General features: G+C 59.8%; 18 protein-coding genes. 16 read left to right on the top strand and 2 right to left on the bottom strand.

Translation table 11 applies throughout. The features are described 5' to 3' along the window. The first annotated feature begins 14 nt into the window (after positions 1 to 14). Positions 15 to 991 (top strand): IS5 family transposase gene (locus OKW26_RS20315; protein WP_429354942.1). Its coding sequence is split into 2 segments (ribosomal slippage): positions 15 to 531 and positions 531 to 991, totalling 978 coding nucleotides; the frame shifts between segments, so codons are not numbered across the junction. 414 nt (positions 992 to 1405) lie between these two features. On the opposite strand, the gene OKW26_RS20310 is transcribed toward OKW26_RS20315, so the two are convergent. Further along, positions 1406 to 1843: a VOC family protein gene (locus OKW26_RS20310; protein ID WP_429354941.1), complete on the bottom strand. Its 438-nt coding sequence runs from the start codon at positions 1841 to 1843 to the stop codon at positions 1406 to 1408. 98 nt (positions 1844 to 1941) lie between these two features. Further along, positions 1942 to 2196, bottom strand: coding sequence for a dihydrofolate reductase family protein (locus OKW26_RS20305; protein WP_429355261.1), 255 nt, complete (start codon positions 2194 to 2196; stop codon positions 1942 to 1944). Positions 2197 to 2206: 10 nt separating this feature from the next. On the opposite strand from OKW26_RS20305, the gene OKW26_RS20300 reads away from it, so the two are divergent. The 15 genes from OKW26_RS20300 (at position 2207) to OKW26_RS20230 (ending at position 14767) form a co-directional block, all read left to right on the top strand. Next, a protein-coding gene (locus OKW26_RS20300) for an IS6 family transposase (RefSeq protein ID WP_429354940.1) occupies positions 2207 to 2928 on the top strand; the annotation gives its coding sequence in 2 pieces (ribosomal slippage) (positions 2207 to 2722 and positions 2725 to 2928; 720 coding nt in all). A gap of 121 nt (positions 2929 to 3049) precedes the next feature. Continuing rightward, a complete protein-coding gene (gene dctP, locus OKW26_RS20295; RefSeq protein WP_429354939.1) occupies positions 3050 to 4096 on the top strand; it encodes a TRAP transporter substrate-binding protein DctP in 1047 nt (348 codons plus the stop codon). A gap of 11 nt (positions 4097 to 4107) precedes the next feature. Beyond that, positions 4108 to 4374 carry a hypothetical protein gene (locus OKW26_RS20290; protein ID WP_429354938.1) on the top strand — a complete coding sequence of 89 codons (267 nt, stop codon included), beginning with the start codon at positions 4108 to 4110 and terminating at the stop codon, positions 4372 to 4374. 294 nt (positions 4375 to 4668) lie between these two features. Then, entirely contained in the window at positions 4669 to 5025 is a 357-nt protein-coding gene (locus OKW26_RS20285; RefSeq protein WP_429354937.1) for a hypothetical protein, read from the top strand. 169 nt (positions 5026 to 5194) lie between these two features. Continuing rightward, positions 5195 to 6073, top strand: coding sequence for a ParA family protein (locus tag OKW26_RS20280; RefSeq protein WP_429354936.1), 879 nt, complete (start codon positions 5195 to 5197; stop codon positions 6071 to 6073). Next, on the top strand, positions 6070 to 7872 hold the full coding sequence (locus OKW26_RS20275; protein ID WP_429354935.1) for a chromosome partitioning protein ParB: 1803 nt from the start codon (positions 6070 to 6072) through the stop codon (positions 7870 to 7872). Before OKW26_RS20280 ends, OKW26_RS20275 begins: the two co-directional genes overlap by 4 nt. 3 nt (positions 7873 to 7875) lie before the next feature. Beyond that, positions 7876 to 8526, top strand: coding sequence for a hypothetical protein (locus OKW26_RS20270; RefSeq protein ID WP_429354934.1), 651 nt, complete (start codon positions 7876 to 7878; stop codon positions 8524 to 8526). 29 nt (positions 8527 to 8555) lie between these two features. Beyond that, on the top strand, positions 8556 to 8819 hold the full coding sequence (locus OKW26_RS20265; RefSeq protein ID WP_429354933.1) for a hypothetical protein: 264 nt from the start codon (positions 8556 to 8558) through the stop codon (positions 8817 to 8819). After that, on the top strand, positions 8816 to 9250 hold the full coding sequence (locus OKW26_RS20260) for a hypothetical protein (protein WP_429354932.1): 435 nt from the start codon (positions 8816 to 8818) through the stop codon (positions 9248 to 9250). The genes OKW26_RS20265 and OKW26_RS20260 overlap by 4 nt, the downstream gene beginning before the upstream one ends. 31 nt (positions 9251 to 9281) lie before the next feature. Continuing rightward, positions 9282 to 10295 (top strand): hypothetical protein, encoded by a 1014-nt coding sequence (locus OKW26_RS20255; RefSeq protein WP_429354931.1) that lies wholly within the window; start codon positions 9282 to 9284, stop codon positions 10293 to 10295. 97 nt (positions 10296 to 10392) lie between these two features. After that, complete coding sequence (locus OKW26_RS20250) at positions 10393 to 11346, top strand: hypothetical protein (RefSeq protein WP_429354930.1); 954 nt, start codon at positions 10393 to 10395, stop codon at positions 11344 to 11346. Between the two features lie 156 nt (positions 11347 to 11502). Further along, positions 11503 to 12567 carry a PFL_4669 family integrating conjugative element protein gene (locus OKW26_RS20245; protein ID WP_429354929.1) on the top strand — a complete coding sequence of 355 codons (1065 nt, stop codon included), beginning with the start codon at positions 11503 to 11505 and terminating at the stop codon, positions 12565 to 12567. Between the two features lie 255 nt (positions 12568 to 12822). Further along, a complete protein-coding gene (locus OKW26_RS20240) occupies positions 12823 to 13251 on the top strand; it encodes a Rha family transcriptional regulator (protein ID WP_429354928.1) in 429 nt (142 codons plus the stop codon). A gap of 364 nt (positions 13252 to 13615) precedes the next feature. Beyond that, positions 13616 to 14089 carry a hypothetical protein gene (locus tag OKW26_RS20235; RefSeq protein WP_429354927.1) on the top strand — a complete coding sequence of 158 codons (474 nt, stop codon included), beginning with the start codon at positions 13616 to 13618 and terminating at the stop codon, positions 14087 to 14089. Positions 14090 to 14269: 180 nt separating this feature from the next. Further along, complete coding sequence (locus OKW26_RS20230) at positions 14270 to 14767, top strand: single-stranded DNA-binding protein (RefSeq protein ID WP_429354926.1); 498 nt, start codon at positions 14270 to 14272, stop codon at positions 14765 to 14767. Positions 14768 to 14849: the final 82 nt, after the last annotated feature.

The following is a 14849-nucleotide window of genomic DNA, read 5'->3' as shown; positions in this document are numbered from 1 at the left end:
GAAGGCGAAACAGGATGAAGCAGCAGACGCTGGCGATGGCAGCCGATCAAGGTGCGGGTTTCGAGACGCACCGCAAACGCACGCGGCGCGACGAGTTTCTCGACACGATGAATGCGATCGTGCCATGGCCGCAGTTGTGCGCGGTGATCGAGCCGCATTATCCGAAGCGCGGCAATGGCCGCCCGCCAATTGGTCTGGAGCGCATGCTGAGGATTCATTTCGTGCAGCACTGGTTCAATCTGGCCGACTTTGCTTGCGAAGAGGCGCTCTACGACAGCGCGAACCTGCGTCGCTTTGCCGGAATTGACCTGGGTTGTGAAGCCGTACCGGACGCGACGACGCTGCTCAAATTCCGGCGCCTGCTGGAGACGCACAAACTGGGCGAGCAATTGTTTGCCGAAGTCGGTCGGGTGCTGCAGGCCAGCGGCATGAAGCTCAAAAGCGGCACCATCGTGGACGCGACGATCATCGGCGCGCCGAGCTCGACGAAGAACGAGCAGAAGGCGCGCGACCCCGAGATGCATCAGACCGCAAGGGCAAGCAATGGTACTTCGGTGCCGAGCTGCACATCGGTGTGGACAGCCAGAGCGGCCTGGCGCACAGCGCGGTGCTCACGCCGGCCAACGTGCATGACAAACACCCGCTACCGCAATTGCTGCACGGGAACGAGCGGCGCGTCTACGGCGATAGCGCCTATGCGAGCCAGAAGGAACTGATCCGCAGCAAGGCGCCCAGGGCGCGCGACTTTACCAATCAGCGCACGCGCCGTGCGGGCGGCGAAGTTGGCGAGGTGCAGCGTAGCAAGAACCGCAACAAGTCGAAGATTCGCGCCCGGGTGGAACATGTCTTCGCGGTGGTGAAGCGACTGTGGGGATTTACGAAGGTGCGCTATCGCGGGCTCGCAAAGAACGCCAACCGGGCGTTCGTCGCGCTCGCGCTGGCGAACGTCTACCTCTCACGAAAGAAACTGATGGCACCGGTACGCCCATAGTGGGCGAAAGGCGGGCAAAGTGCCCGCCAAACAGGCCTGCGAGGGCCGAAAAGCAATGGCTTCGGCTCGGCCTCATCACTTGGCGACGTTCAAGTCGCTGACCCGTCGCCGACTTAGTGGCTTGTTCAGCTAAGCCCTAAGCTCACCCGCCCGCAACCTGGATCGGCGGCAACCCCAGGCGGGGGATTTCGATCGCGGGGCAGCGGTTCATCACCTAAACGGACTTTTCGTACGCTAAGCGCGCTACGCTGGGCGTCTCGAACGTCTCTGCGCGACCCAAACCGGCCAGTGGCGAGCGTCCGCTATCAGGTAGGCTGGCCACCAACGCCTGAATTAAGCGGCGTGCCGAAGGCACGTCCGCTTGAATGAATGAATTATTAGGCGCCAATGTGACCATGCTCATCAGGTAGTCGGCTACCGGAGTTCTTGGGCAAGCCCGATGAGAATTCCTTCGGCATCACGAATGTAGCAGAGACGGTAGATGTTTTCGTAATTGACAACTTCATCGACCACCGACGCACCGAGCTTTCTGAGCCGGGCGAGGGTGTCGTCGATGTCCTCGACGGTGAACATGACGCGGAGGTATCCCAACGAGTTAACTGGAGCTCTGCGGTGATCGGACGAAATGGCAGGTGAGTCGAAGCGCGAGAGATCGAGGCGGCTGTGGCCGTCGGGGGTGCGCATCATTGCGACTTCAACGCGCTGACCATGCACTCCGGTGACGCGGCCGGCCCATTCGCCTTCAATGGGCATGCGGCCTTCGAGGGTAAGGCCAAGTTCGATAAAGAACTCAATGGCGGCATCGAGGTCGTTCACCACGATGCCGACGTTGTCCATCCGCTTGACTGCCACGATGTCTCCTTTGGCGCCTAATGCCTGAATTAAGCCGACCCGCGAAGTGGGTTCGGCGTTAATTAATTGTTAGCCCGCTTTTGCGAATGTGCCAATGGCTACCTTCTTGGCTCATACCGAATTGCCACCACCCCAGAGTCGAACTCCAGTCGGCTTACGAGCTTCAAGTCGACACGCTTCGATAGCCCCGCAAACAACGTCGGCCCGTGGCCTACTAGCCTGGGTTGCACTACGAACTCGTACTCATCGATCAATCCCAGCTCCGCCAACGCCAGCGGAAGCTTCACGCCTCCCACGAACAGCGGTTTTGTCGCATTAACGCGGTCAAGTAAAATCCGTGGACCGCAACGCATGATAAGCATCATGGCAAAGACGCAAACGCCGCGCAAGACGCTGCCCGCTGGCATTGGCAAGGTACTGAAGCGGCTGCACTACCCGTTGGACGTGATCCTGCTGTGCGTGCGGTGGTACGTGGCGTACTCACTGAGCCTACGTAACCTCGAGGAAATGATGGCCGAGCGGGGTATCGAGGTGGATCATTCGAGCGTGCACCGGTGGGTTATTAAGCTGCTGCCGGTGCTTGAAAAAGCATTCCGCAAACGCAAACGGCCTGTGGGCAAGAGCTGGCGGGTCGATGAGACCTACGTCAAGGTCAAAGGCCAATGGAAATACTTGTACCGTGCCGTCGACAAGACAGGTAATACGGTGGATTTCCTGCTGCGCGCCCATCGGGACAAGGCCGCGGCGCGCCGCTACTTCGAGAAGGCGATTGAACAGAACGGCGAGCCCGAGACAATCACCGTGGACAGGAGTGGCGCGAATCTGGCTGCGCTTGAAGCGCTCAATGCCGAGCGTTTAACACCGATCAAGGTCCGTCAAAAAACAAATACCTGAACAACGTCGTCGAGCAGGATCACCGTGCCATCAAACGCATCATCAAACCGATGCTGGGGTTCAAGGATTTCCGCTGTGCGCGCATCATCCTGTCTGGCATAGAAATCGCACACATGATCCGCAAGGGGCAGATGTGTGACGATGGCGTCGCCCCGACTGCAGCCGAACAATTCTACTCGTTGGTAGCGTGAGTAGTACTACCGATATCACGCTTTGCTCAAGCTGTAATCGTTAGCGCGACAGAACCGATCAGGGGCAGGTTACGTGAGGTTGTACGGCTTTTCCGCTGTTGGATGAATCGGTGGGCAGGACATGTTTTACGTTCGATATCCTGTTTTTCGTGCAGTCTGGTCTTGCGTACTGGCGGGCTGTGTCGTCGTCTTTTTGCTTCCCGGTGACCCGACAGGCGTGCAAGCGGTGCAGGTCTGGTACATCGCGACGCCTTACCCGCGCGATACCGTTTCCGGCTGCGGGATTGAACGCTTCGCGGAGCGCGTCGGGCAGCTGGACGGCGGGCGGATACAGATGCGCTCCGAGTTTCTCTCGGGTCGGTCGTCCGACGTGGTGCACTCGATCCAGTCTGGCCGGCTTGCTGTGGGCGACACACTCGCCAGCTCGCTCGTCGCGCTCGATCCGGCCTTTGAACTTTCCATGCTGCCATTCGAGGTGCGTTCGCTTGATGAGGCGAAGCGGCTCGCATTTCTCGCGCGGCCTGCCTATCAAAATGCCTTGATGCAACACGGTCTGCATCTGCTGTACGTTTCGCCGTGGCCGCCGTCGGGACTGTGGTCACGCAAGCCCGTCAATACGTTCGGCGACCTGTCAGGTTTGCGGATCCGTACGTACGACGATGCGTCGGCGGCTTTCCTGTCGTCGATTGGATCACGGGCGGTATCGCTCTCCGTCAGCGAAATCATTCCACGGCTTCAAGCCGGGTCACTCGATGGAGTCCTGTCATCGGGCGATGGCGAGGTGGGCAGGTTGCTGCGCAGAACGCTACAGCACTTCGTGGCCATCGACTATGCGTTTCCGCTGTCCTTCGCGCTGATGAGCGAGGCCCGTTATGACGCGCTTCCGCGAAGCGTGCGCGAGAGGATCGACGCGGCTGCGGCGGAGACCGAACAGCAGCAGTGGCTTTCGATGCCAGCGCGGATCGCGCGCAACCGTGATGACATGCAACGCAGCGGCGTGGCCGTCGCAATGTCGGGTGCTGGTGAACTGAGTGAGGGGCTGCGAAGGCGCGGTGAGGCATGGGTTGCGGCATGGCAGGCACGGGTGTCGCCCGAATACGCCGGCATTGTCAGGCAGTTGCGTGAGACGGATTCCGGGGCCGTTTCCGCGGAGCGGCGGGGTTTGTAGGAGAGCGTGTCATGTTCATCCAGCGCCCCCGTAGCGGAATGTTCGAGCGACTGGTGCTTGTCGCTGCGTATGTGCTGGCGGTTGTTGTAGGTGAGCGTGCGGCTGCTGCACCCGGTGAAGGTTGGGGTTTTATGCAAAACGGGTTTGTCGAGGCGATCAAACTGCGCGTCATCTTCCGCGACGAGGTGTGCATGTTTACGAACGTTTTTGTGGGCGACGGGGCGACCCGGGTTGCAGCGAGCTGCACCAAGGTCATGGGCAACGGAGGGAAGCCATGACGAAGAACGCCTATCGCGTGAGTGCCACTCCGGACCCATTGTTCCAGGACGGTGTTGTTCGGAGCCATGATTCCAGCGCGTCGAGTTGCCATCATCGAAGCGCGGCTTGCCGTTTGGGGTGGAAACAGGGTGCGTTGGCCGCCCTCATCCGCCGCCAGCGCAAGACACGCGTAGCGGCACGGGAGACCAGTACATTCGCAACGTGTGGCTGGGATATTGCATAGCAAATTCCAACTCTCATATTGCAAAACATTGATTGTGCAATGCGAATTCTTGGTATAGAGTTGCATTTGCATGAAATTGCAAACAAAAGGCGCTTGGGTCTTGGAAACTGTTTGTTGCCGTGGCATTACTTCGCTCTTTGAACAGCGAGAAGAGGAAGAAATGCTCACGTTGTCGACGCGGGAGCTGGCGGTCCTGTTTGATGCCCAGCGTGAATGCGAAATTTATCTGGTCGAGATGGTTACGGGGGCAGAGTCACAGTGGGAGATGGAGGTGAAGTTACCGGGGCAGGACAAGGTCTATCGGGTTCAGACGTTCCGCGGTCAATTCAAAACATGGAAGCACCTGAATAGTGCGGTCTCGTTCATCAAGGAGACTTGTCCGCAAGCAGAAATGTTCCATGTTGTACTTGCCAAGGCATCTCCGTAACTCTTAGGGCAGGCTGGATCCCGTGAAAGCGGGTCTCTGTTGTATTAATTTCGTACTGCAAAATTTAATTTGGAGTGGATAAGTGGATTCCTGATGCCGCGGATTCAACGGTGCTGGCGAGTATGAAATTTGTGCGATGCCAGCACCTGTGCTCAGAGAGAAAAGCGCAATGCCGACTGTCATATCGTTCGTTTCGACCAAGGGTGGGGTAGGTAAGACTACTCTCGCTGCCAATCTTGCGGGCATCCTCGCGGACTACGGGATGCGCGTGCTGGCGATCGATGGTGACATCCAGCCAAGCCTCTCGAAATTTTATCCACTGATCGAGCCGGCGTCCTGCGGCCTGAGCGCGGTCATCACGCGCGGCGGTAGCGTTCACGCCGACAGCATCAGTCGGACGGCAATTGCCAACCTCGATCTGATCTATTCAGACGCGCCCGACGGATCGCTGCAGAACTGGCTCAAGGACCGGGAAGACCGGCTGATGATCATGCGTCGTGCGATGGCGGGCCCGCTGGTCCAGCCATACAACGTCGTGGTCATCGATACCCAGGGCGCCGTCGGCGAGCTCCAGAAGACGGCGGCGATGGCCGCCGATTACATGATCTCGCCGATCAAGCCCGATACGCTCAGCGCGGGGGAGTTCTCGAGCGGCACGCTGGGGATGCTGGACGACCTGAACCGTCTCGCCGACTTTGGCGAAAAATTCCGCTCTGGTGACCTGTATGCGTTGATCAACGCTCAGGAACGTAACAACAACGCCCGCGTGCTGACCACGGTCATCCGCCAGAAATTTGCAGGCCACAGAAAGGTTCGGGTGCTCGATACGGTGGTGCCATCTGCCGCTGCCTATGCGGCCGCGGCGACCGCACAGCGGCCGGTCCACCGTTACGATCGCCGGCCGTCATTTGCAAATTCAGCGTGGCACGTCATGCATCAACTCGTGTGGGAGTTGTTTCCGAGCCTGAAGGATATTTATGTCGATGACGTAATCGCCGATGACGACGACGGGGCCGCGCTCAGTTCCGCCGAGGAAGGTCTCACATGACTACCATGGTGCGTCCGACAATGACAGCGGCTGAAATCCAGCAACTGGCGCAAATGAACCGCGAGCGGGCAGCGGCGCAGCGGCTTGATGTGAAGGCGCCGGTTGCCGGTACGTCGGGCCCCACACTGGTCTCGACCATCCGGCTCAAGGTGACCGATGTGGCGGTCTACGAACGTAATCCACGTCAGGCAAGCCATGAACGGATCATCGAACTGAAGGACTCGATCCGCGTCAATGGCATCGAACAGATCGTCACCGTCACCCGTCGACCGAAACAGGAAAAGTATGTCGTCGCGAAAGGCGGCAACACCCGTCTTCTGGCTGCTCAGGCGCTCTATGAAGAGACGCACGCCCCCGAGTTCCTGTATCGCGATTTTCTGTACATGGAGTATCCGGGCGAGGCCAGGCTCCTCGCCGCGCATCTGCGTGAAAACGATCAGCGAGCCGATCTGTGTTTCTGGGACAAGGCGAATGGCTATCTTGCGCTCAAGCTTGACTTGGAAGGCGAGTTCGGCAGAACGCTGTCGCTGCGCGAGTTTTCGAAGATGCTCGCCGATGATGGAACGCAGATTGGTCACACGCTACTCGCGCTGTTCAGATTCGCGGTGGAACGGCTAAGCGGATTGGGACCGGCAACTGCATCTCTCAGCGGTCGCGATGTTTCCGGCCGTATCCAGCCCAGGATCGGTGCCATTACACGGCTGGTCCAGAAGTTCGGTCACGACGAAAGCTGGATTCAGCATCAGGTGCTTGATCCGGAACTCGAGGCTGTCCGCGTGGATTTCGAGCAATCCGGGGTCCTTGATGTCGACCGCATGGTCGAGGCACTCCATGTGCGATGCGCCGAGCGACTTGATGTATCGCGCACGGGCCTCGACTCGATGCTGCTTCTGCTGGACAAGGTCCCCGACGCGAGCGCCGATGTGTTGCGTGCGTCGGACATTCAGGCGCGGCAATCGAAGCCGCCGCGAGCGGCCGGTGCATCCCGGTCTTCGATGAGCAATGACGATGCTCCGAGCGACAGGAGCGGAGGCGGCGAGGCCGCGGGCACGCCCGAGGCCAGGAACACAGGTCACGACAGCAATGAAGAATCCGACGGCGGCGATGACAGTGACTCGGGGCCGCCTGAGGGATCACTAGCTTTTCCTGAGGTAAGCCGCCTGAGGTCGACATTGCTGAGGGCAATGGGGGCGCCAAAAGCAGACGCCGGCGAACTCCGCGAAGGCATGACCCAGGGGTCAATGGAAAATCCGGCATCGGTGTCGGACATCCCGCCACGGATCGAAACCGGGATGGCATCCGGGTGCTTCTGGCAGGCGCTCACGCGTTTCGCCGAAATTTGCGGCCTGGACGGATGTCTGCGCGAGACGTCCGCGCTGCCCTATGGCTTCATGGTCGAGCCACCTTCGCTGGAGCCTCATGAACCTGCGCTGGATCGCCAGGCGATCGAGAGCGTGGCTGGCCGTTGCCGCTATCACGGCTGGTGGTGGCTGGTGAGCCTTTCACAGCAGAATTCTCCTGCCGGCGTGGCCGTCGTTCCCGACGGTGCATTCAGCAGAATGATCGAAACCGATGATACCTGGCAGGAGGCCTGTGATACGTGGATCGGTGAGCAGCTACTGACCGATCGCTTCTACCTGATGTTCTTCGCGATTCTCGACCCCGGCAATGAAGCGGGTGGCCTGTACCTCGACCTGATGGTGGCGGCGCGGGCCTTTCGCGAGTCGCACCCCGAGCGCTTTGTACGCCGGTTCTGGCTGGCGCAGGGCGTCGATGAACGCGTCGTGCAAGTGGGGTGAATGATGGATGAACATTTGACTCCTATTTCCGCTTCGAATGTGCAGCGCATGGCGCTGCTCGAGCTGATCGCGCGGACCCGTGCGGACAAAGCCAGCGATCCCGATTCGCTGCGCATCCAGCTCTGGGATGACATGAGTATGCTGCCGCCGTCGGTACGAAGCGTGTTGAGTGACCATCGCGCCGAGCAGTTGATCCCGCGGCTGATCGCATCCAACGCAATGCGCCTGAGGTTCGAGATGAATACTCTTGCGCACGCATGTGAGCAGATCGAGCGCCAGTGGTGGGAAGAGGCGTTGCTGCACTATTTCGTCGGGTCTCAGGCCAGCACGACGATGATCCAGGCGCTGTTCAAAGGTGTCACGCGTTCGCGGATCGAACGCATGCGGCGCGATCTCAACGCCCCACCGCCGACCAAGCCATGCGCGCTAAGCGTCGATGAGGCCACCCGGGTTTTTGATATCTGGAGCGATCTGTTGGGCGCGTCACTGGATCCGCGCGAACGATATGTCGAATTGCATCAGCGCTGTGCGGGCCGCTACACCCTTGCGACGCTTTTTGCTGCGCTGAACCTCGGCGAAGTACCAGCCGGACGGAACAGGGCCCGCGACCGAACCGGGCCTCGTCACGCCGGTGCGAACCACGCTTCTGACTGAGCTTTTTGAATCATGAGGAGGGCGGTGATATGAACGTTCTCGACAAGGCGCGGGAGGCCGGCATGGCCGTGTTTCTTGACGCATGCATCGGACAGAAGCAGTTTCACAGTGTGACGGGCTCCTGCGACGCGCTGGAGCGTTTTGCCGCAGCGTGCTGGACCCCAACACTTGATCGCGCAACGCTACAACGATGGGCCGAGTTGTGTGAGCGGGGTCATGGTCATGACGTCGCAACCGCAATTCGCAGCCTGCTCGAAGAACAGCCGGGTGATACAGCAGGGAGACTGCCATGACCTGGGACATGCGCCTCGATCCATTTGGCAACCTGCTGCCCGGGGCATCCTACGATGACTCGCCGGGCATGGATCCGGCCGAGCAGGAATTCCTGCTCTCGATGTTCGACACGCCGATCACGATTCACCGTTCTTTTGTCGAAGTGTGCGGGAACCTCGGCGCAGCCGCGCTCCTTACCGACCTGTCGACGCTCGGGCATGAATCCGGCCGCGAATGGATCGAAGTGCCGCAGCAAGACTGGATTCAGCGCCTGGGTCTATCCCGCAAACAGCAGGCGACCGCGCGCAGACATCTGGTCGCGAGGGGCCTGCTGGATGAGCGGCTTGTCGGAGTTCCGCCGCGCCTGCATTTTCGCATCGTATGGCCGGCTCTTGAGGCAGCGCTCAGGGAGCAGGCGGTGCGTCGTACGACACAGCGTATAGGTCACTAAGGGAAGCACCTGACGTCCTCCATCCATCGCCATGACCACCACCTATCATCGGGACTTCGATCGCCTCTGTGCGCTCCTGAAGGAGCGATGTCCGATTGCGTTCTCGATGCGTCTGGCGCAGATCACAGGACATCCGAAGGACGCGGTGCTGCTTTCACAACTTGTCTACTGGACGCGGCATGGGCGCGACGTGGTGGCCCGCCAGGGCTGGATTCACAAGACGCGCGAACAGTGGTTCGAGGAAACGGGTCTGTCGCGCGAAGAACAGGAGAACGCGCGCCGTCGCTTGCGCCGACTCAACCTCGCGCAGGAATGGCGGGGCGGTCGTCCGGCACGTCTGTATTTCCGGATTCACACAGGCACGCTGTCGGCTGTGCTGTCCCATGCGCATCGGCTCGAGCAGCCAGTGCATCTGTCGCTCGACTTCATGCGGGGCAACGAACACGCAATGCACGCGCTGTTCGGACCAAGCGTCGCGTTTCATCGGGTGCTCGCCGAGGTGACCGGGAGCGTCAACGCGGCGCTGATGCTTTCGCGCATGATCCAGTTGCAACGCCACATCCTCGATACAGATGGTCAGTGGTTCAGTCTTACTGCAAGTGATTGGGCACGGGATTGTGGGCTGAAACGCAGGCAGTTCGAGAATGCAAAGCACAAACTGCGCCAACTCGGGCTGGTTGAGGAGTTTGTCTCACATGAGCGGCACAGGCGGGTATTCAGTCGCGTCCACCCTGTGCGCCTGCTCGAACTGCAGCGGCCGATCATCCCGCGCCTGTCGTCTGCCGCTAACGTAACCACGTCCGCTTCTGGCAGCGGACAGACCGCCTCAACCCATAATGCGGCGAGTATTGTCCAGACGCTGGACAGGCGGAATGATGTGCGGCTTTCCCGGACTCTGGAACACATCGACGATTCTGTCCGGACGCTGGACACGCGGAAGTTTGTGCGAATGGTTGCAGTGCACGAAGCCAGCCGCCAATCCCGTTCGGAAGCTGACCCGGCAGGAAAGTGTATGGCCGTCTCGGACTCTGGAACACATCCATGATTCTGTCCAGACGCTGGACAGACAATATGGACTGCGAACATGTGCGATATTCGACAATTGCAGCGGTGCTGTCCAGACACCGGAAAGGCAGAATGGTGTGCCGCCGTGTCCGGCTCATGACCATGTCCGTGATGTTGTCCAGACGCTGGACACGCAATATGGTGGATGGCCAATCCCGGTTCACGAAGGCAGCAGCGATTCTGTCAAGACGCTTGACACGCACTACTGCACGCTGCCGTCCCCGGTTCACGACTCGTTCAACGCTCCTGTCCAGACGCTGGACAGGCAAAATCGTGTGCGGGCAATCCCGATTCACGACCGGATCGATGTACAAAAGTCCCTCACCAATTTCTCCCAACCGCAGAAATTGGACGGGGAGAAACGCACATTGCAGTCGGCGGGTTTCGTACATGGTAGTCGGCGGGAAACGTACATTGCCAACGCGCGCGCGTATACGACTACAAGTACGAATACACCTACGACTACAACGCATCACGCTGGCAGAACGGGCGGCGAACCTCTGTTACCCATCGACTTCGCCGGTGACGCCGAACCCGCTGTGGTGGTGGGGCGAGAAAAGAATGCGATTGCCGAACGGCAACCCTTGCGCCAAGCCGATGACCGCGACGAACGTGATAGCCCGGTTATCACTTTCGAACCCCCGAGTCTGATATGGCCCGGTTGCGTGCATGCCGCCGAACGACAGCCCATTTCGCAGCATCTGGCCCGTGTTCCCCAGGAAGCTCGCCAGATCATGCTCGACGAGATGGCTGCCTGCCACCGGCAGCACCCCGTGAAGTGGCCGGTCGCCTACGTCGGTAGCCTGGTCAAGCGCTATCAGGCGGGTGATTTCATTCCGGCCAAGGCGCATCTCGAACGCGAATATCGCCGACTCGCGGCCGCCCGACAACTGGCGCTTCGGGAGCGGGAAGAGCAGTTCACCGGCCAGCTGCCACCCGCGTCCTCGCCTGAAACTGCCCGACACAACCTGGCCGCGCTTCGCGATGCACTGCGCCGGCAATGGGGGCAATCAGGAGGGAAACATGACTAGCCTGCTTCAAACACAGCGTCAGGAAAATCCGCCCTGGCGGAGTCTGCCGCTACCGCGACAGAACCATCGATCCCAGAGCGATTACGGGGGCGGCACGGTCGACTGTTGCTGGTCAATGCCGCAACCGTTCAACCTTTTCACTCCCAGGAGTAGCTGATGGTCATCCTACGCCGAACCCAGGTCGATGCTGCGATCGATGCATTTGCCAGGACATCCTCCTCGCCGTTCGCCGACGGCTACGACCTTGATGGCGAACGTACGATCCTGGTGGACCTCATCTCCGATGGCGATCCCGATCCCGCCGATCCACTGTTCGCCCGCTACCAGTTGTACATGGAGCGCGAGCAGTCGCTGCAAAACATGCAGGACCTGCACACGATGCGCCAGGAGGCCGATGCGCTTGTTACCGTCTCGAATGCCCTCAAAATCAGGCAGATCGGCGGCCTGTCGAGCGATGGCGGCGACCGGATGAACCTGCATACGCGCGATGCGATGCGTATGTTCCTTGGTCGCTCCGTCAAACCGGGTGAACAGGGTTATTCGATGGCGGGCGGCAAACGCGTCGCCGCCGCCTTACGTGCACTGTGGTCGCTGTCAGCAAACGACAATCCGTACGCCGACTGGAAACTCATAGAAATCAGCGAGCGTATCACTGGCCTGCGCCATGCGATCGCTCTCGAGCAACGCAATATCCTTGCAAGACTTGATGCGATGAAACAGAAGGGACTCGACTACACGATCCTGCAATCGCGCGAGCCGGCCAGCCTTGTACTCGGCTTTGCGTCACCCTACGGCTACATGATCGCGACACTGCTGGTCGAACTCGATTACCTGGTGCGGGTCGTCAAGTCCGCCGTATTGCGCGACCTGATTACATCGCACAGCGGTTTTCATCGGGTCTCACTGGCCAAACATAAGTGTCTGTCGGTGTTCCACTTCGCCGTCACCTGTCAGCAGATCCTGACGCGACCCGAACTGATCAAGCTGTCACGCATCGACTTCCTGCCGGTCGGTGACAATACAGCTAAGCAGCGTGTCGAGGCGGTCAGGGCGCTGCTTGGGCCGGTGCCGAAAGACGTCTTCATCGGGCAGGTCCAGCCGAGACATAGCAGGCGGCGTGTGAAACAGCTCTCGGACGCGGAACTGCGACTGCTCGACAGCGTGCCGCTGTCCGACGATGCGGAAGAAGCGAACTCTGTGGCAAAGCCGCTGCTCCAATGAGGTGGTCCATGCGACAACGTCTTTTCAACATCGCGATCGATGCGGCAATCCACTGAGGCAATAACGCGGATACTGCGGCAGTCCTTCCGGTTCAGCGACGCGCCGACTGCGGCATCGCTCCTGGCGCAAGAGGGTGGTCACTGCAGCAACCAGTCTGATTGAGTGGATGATCTGAGCGCAACCTTGATCGTTGCATAAAGCCTTTAAGGGTAAGGGGACGCGGTGAATGCGGCATATTCTAGGACGGAACGCAAAATGGAACAGGCTCAGGTTCTCAAACCACGCGTCACGCTAATCGATGGTCAGGTCATGACGACCTCGCTAGTGATCACTGAACATTTTGGCAAACGACATGGCGATGTGCTCAAGGCGATTCGCAACGCGTTGCGGGAAGTACCGCGCGCTCTCGGTGCCCGCAATTTTGCGGAGACCTCGTATCGGGATCGTTCGAATCGGCTCAGACCGATGTATCGACTGACCCGCGACGGCTTCGCCTACAGCGCGATGAGTTTCACTGGCAAGGGCGCCGCACGCTGGAAGGTCGCCTACCTCGACACCTTCAACGCGATGGAGGCACGGCTGCGACAGTCGTCCATCTGTACCGAAAACGGCAATACCGCGCAACGCGAACACGGGACCATCAGCAATCCAATCCAACGCGGGCAGCCGCCGCTGTCCCCGTGACCATTTCCGGAAGCATATTACGCGTTGGGAAAAGCCTATGGATCGAGGTTATTTGCGACCTATCTCCTTTCGATGAAAGCGCATCAGCGTGTGTTGCGCGCCAGTTACCGCGAGATCAGTAAGGCGCTGGACAGGGCATTGAGCCGCGGGAGAGTGAGAGATTCGGCGTCGCCTGGCGGCCCAATAACTGCTGTGCCACGAGCCTGGTCAACCCATGGGCGAGCCGGGTCAGTTCCTGCTATTGCTCGATACGTTGAGTCAACGACTGGCCGATTCGCGAGCCCATCCGCACGTCGGCCTGGCAGAGAGCGATGACCATCGGCCGTTTCTGTTGCATTAAATTGTCCAGGTGCGAGTCGATTGAATGGACAGTCGAGACTTGAGCGTTGCAGAGCGCATTACCGGACTGCGAGCGTCGGAGCTGAAAGAACTCAGCGGCCGGGCAGCATTCCGCCGCCTGATACATCACCACCGGCAGATCGTGGAACTGACGGCGTTGGAAATGCGTTTACTGGCCCGGGAGACTGCCGCAGCCAACCTGCCTGTGACCCTGAAATTCTTTTCGGACCGACTCAGGAGCGGGGCAACACGGCAGCGTCTGTTCTGGCATATCCGGGGTGATCCAGGCATTGCCCGGTTCGAGCGGGTGAGGCTGCAATTCCCGAAGGTTCCAGCGCCCCTGCACCTCTACCTGGAACAGTGCCACGTCCGTGCACAGGAATTGAATGCGATTGAAGCCGTCTTCCGTTATTCGGCATGCCAGATCGAGATGTACCTGAAACATGGCACCGTGAAGCTTGCCGGCGGCGCACCGGGACGACGTCGAGCCGGAAGGTAGAGGATCGCCATAAGCCGGTGAACGCAGTACCGAAGGGGGCCTCGTCGGAAGCCTCTGAAATCAAAAGATAGCAGGACAGCGCGTTTGTAGCACCGGGGTATCCCGTCGTCAGGCAAGGTCGAGCATCAATCGGCCGGCATCTGTCGACTGATCTCAGCTTGTTTACGAACGGAGTCCGCAATGGGTATCTACGCAGAGCTGGTCGGTAACGTCCTGTCGTCGCCGATCATGAAAAAGGTCAATACGCCGAACGGCGCAAAGCGCATCGTCGAGCTTCGCGTCATGTCGGCGTCGTACCGGCGCCTCGAAGACGGTTCTCTGGAACAGAAAGCCGGGAGGACATTTCCGGTGGACGTGACGATCTGGAATGAGCGCCACACCGACCGAGTGATGGAGCACATCAGGACGGGTGCCAGTGTCGTCGTCAAGGGCGACCTGTACGTCAATCCGTGGATCACGCGCGAGAGCGAAGCATCGGCCGGCGTGCATATCGACGCGGAGTCGATAGCGCTCAACCTCGTGCGGGTCGATCAGGTGATCTTTCAGGCGCGGCAACGGCGTAGCGGTGATGAAGGTGACAGCGCGGACGCCGACCCGCCCCCGGACGAACCCGTCGTACCCACTGAATTCGATCGGCCTGGAGAGAAGAGGGACACGACATCCGGCTCAGCAGGCTAATAAATCCACGCGCTGTTACTGGCATGCACAACGGGTCATCGACGTCTCCTAAGCCGACATCGATGACCGGCGGCAGAGTTTT

Source organism: Paraburkholderia sp. 32 (genome assembly GCF_050435345.1).
In the GTDB taxonomy this organism is placed as follows: Bacteria; Pseudomonadota; Gammaproteobacteria; order Burkholderiales; family Burkholderiaceae; genus Paraburkholderia; species Paraburkholderia tuberum.
The sequence above is the reverse complement of the archived record's forward strand: the minus strand, read 5'-3'. Positions and strand labels throughout refer to the sequence as shown.

Bases quoted from the DNA above. Each gene is read 5' to 3' on its own strand.
- OKW26_RS20305 (WP_429355261.1), bottom strand. From the start codon at position 2,196: ATGCGTTGCGGTCCACGGATTTTACTTGACCGCGTTAATGCGACAAAA.
- dctP (WP_429354939.1), top strand. From the start codon at position 3,050: ATGTTTTACGTTCGATATCCTGTTTTTCGTGCAGTCTGGTCTTGCGTA.
- OKW26_RS20290 (WP_429354938.1), top strand. From the start codon at position 4,108: ATGTTCATCCAGCGCCCCCGTAGCGGAATGTTCGAGCGACTGGTGCTT.
- OKW26_RS20285 (WP_429354937.1), top strand. From the start codon at position 4,669: ATGAAATTGCAAACAAAAGGCGCTTGGGTCTTGGAAACTGTTTGTTGC.
- OKW26_RS20280 (WP_429354936.1), top strand. From the start codon at position 5,195: ATGCCGACTGTCATATCGTTCGTTTCGACCAAGGGTGGGGTAGGTAAG.
- OKW26_RS20275 (WP_429354935.1), top strand. From the start codon at position 6,070: ATGACTACCATGGTGCGTCCGACAATGACAGCGGCTGAAATCCAGCAA.
- OKW26_RS20270 (WP_429354934.1), top strand. From the start codon at position 7,876: ATGGATGAACATTTGACTCCTATTTCCGCTTCGAATGTGCAGCGCATG.
- OKW26_RS20265 (WP_429354933.1), top strand. From the start codon at position 8,556: ATGAACGTTCTCGACAAGGCGCGGGAGGCCGGCATGGCCGTGTTTCTT.
- OKW26_RS20260 (WP_429354932.1), top strand. From the start codon at position 8,816: ATGACCTGGGACATGCGCCTCGATCCATTTGGCAACCTGCTGCCCGGG.
- OKW26_RS20255 (WP_429354931.1), top strand. From the start codon at position 9,282: ATGACCACCACCTATCATCGGGACTTCGATCGCCTCTGTGCGCTCCTG.
- OKW26_RS20245 (WP_429354929.1), top strand. From the start codon at position 11,503: ATGGTCATCCTACGCCGAACCCAGGTCGATGCTGCGATCGATGCATTT.
- OKW26_RS20240 (WP_429354928.1), top strand. From the start codon at position 12,823: ATGGAACAGGCTCAGGTTCTCAAACCACGCGTCACGCTAATCGATGGT.
- OKW26_RS20235 (WP_429354927.1), top strand. From the start codon at position 13,616: ATGGACAGTCGAGACTTGAGCGTTGCAGAGCGCATTACCGGACTGCGA.
- OKW26_RS20230 (WP_429354926.1), top strand. From the start codon at position 14,270: ATGGGTATCTACGCAGAGCTGGTCGGTAACGTCCTGTCGTCGCCGATC.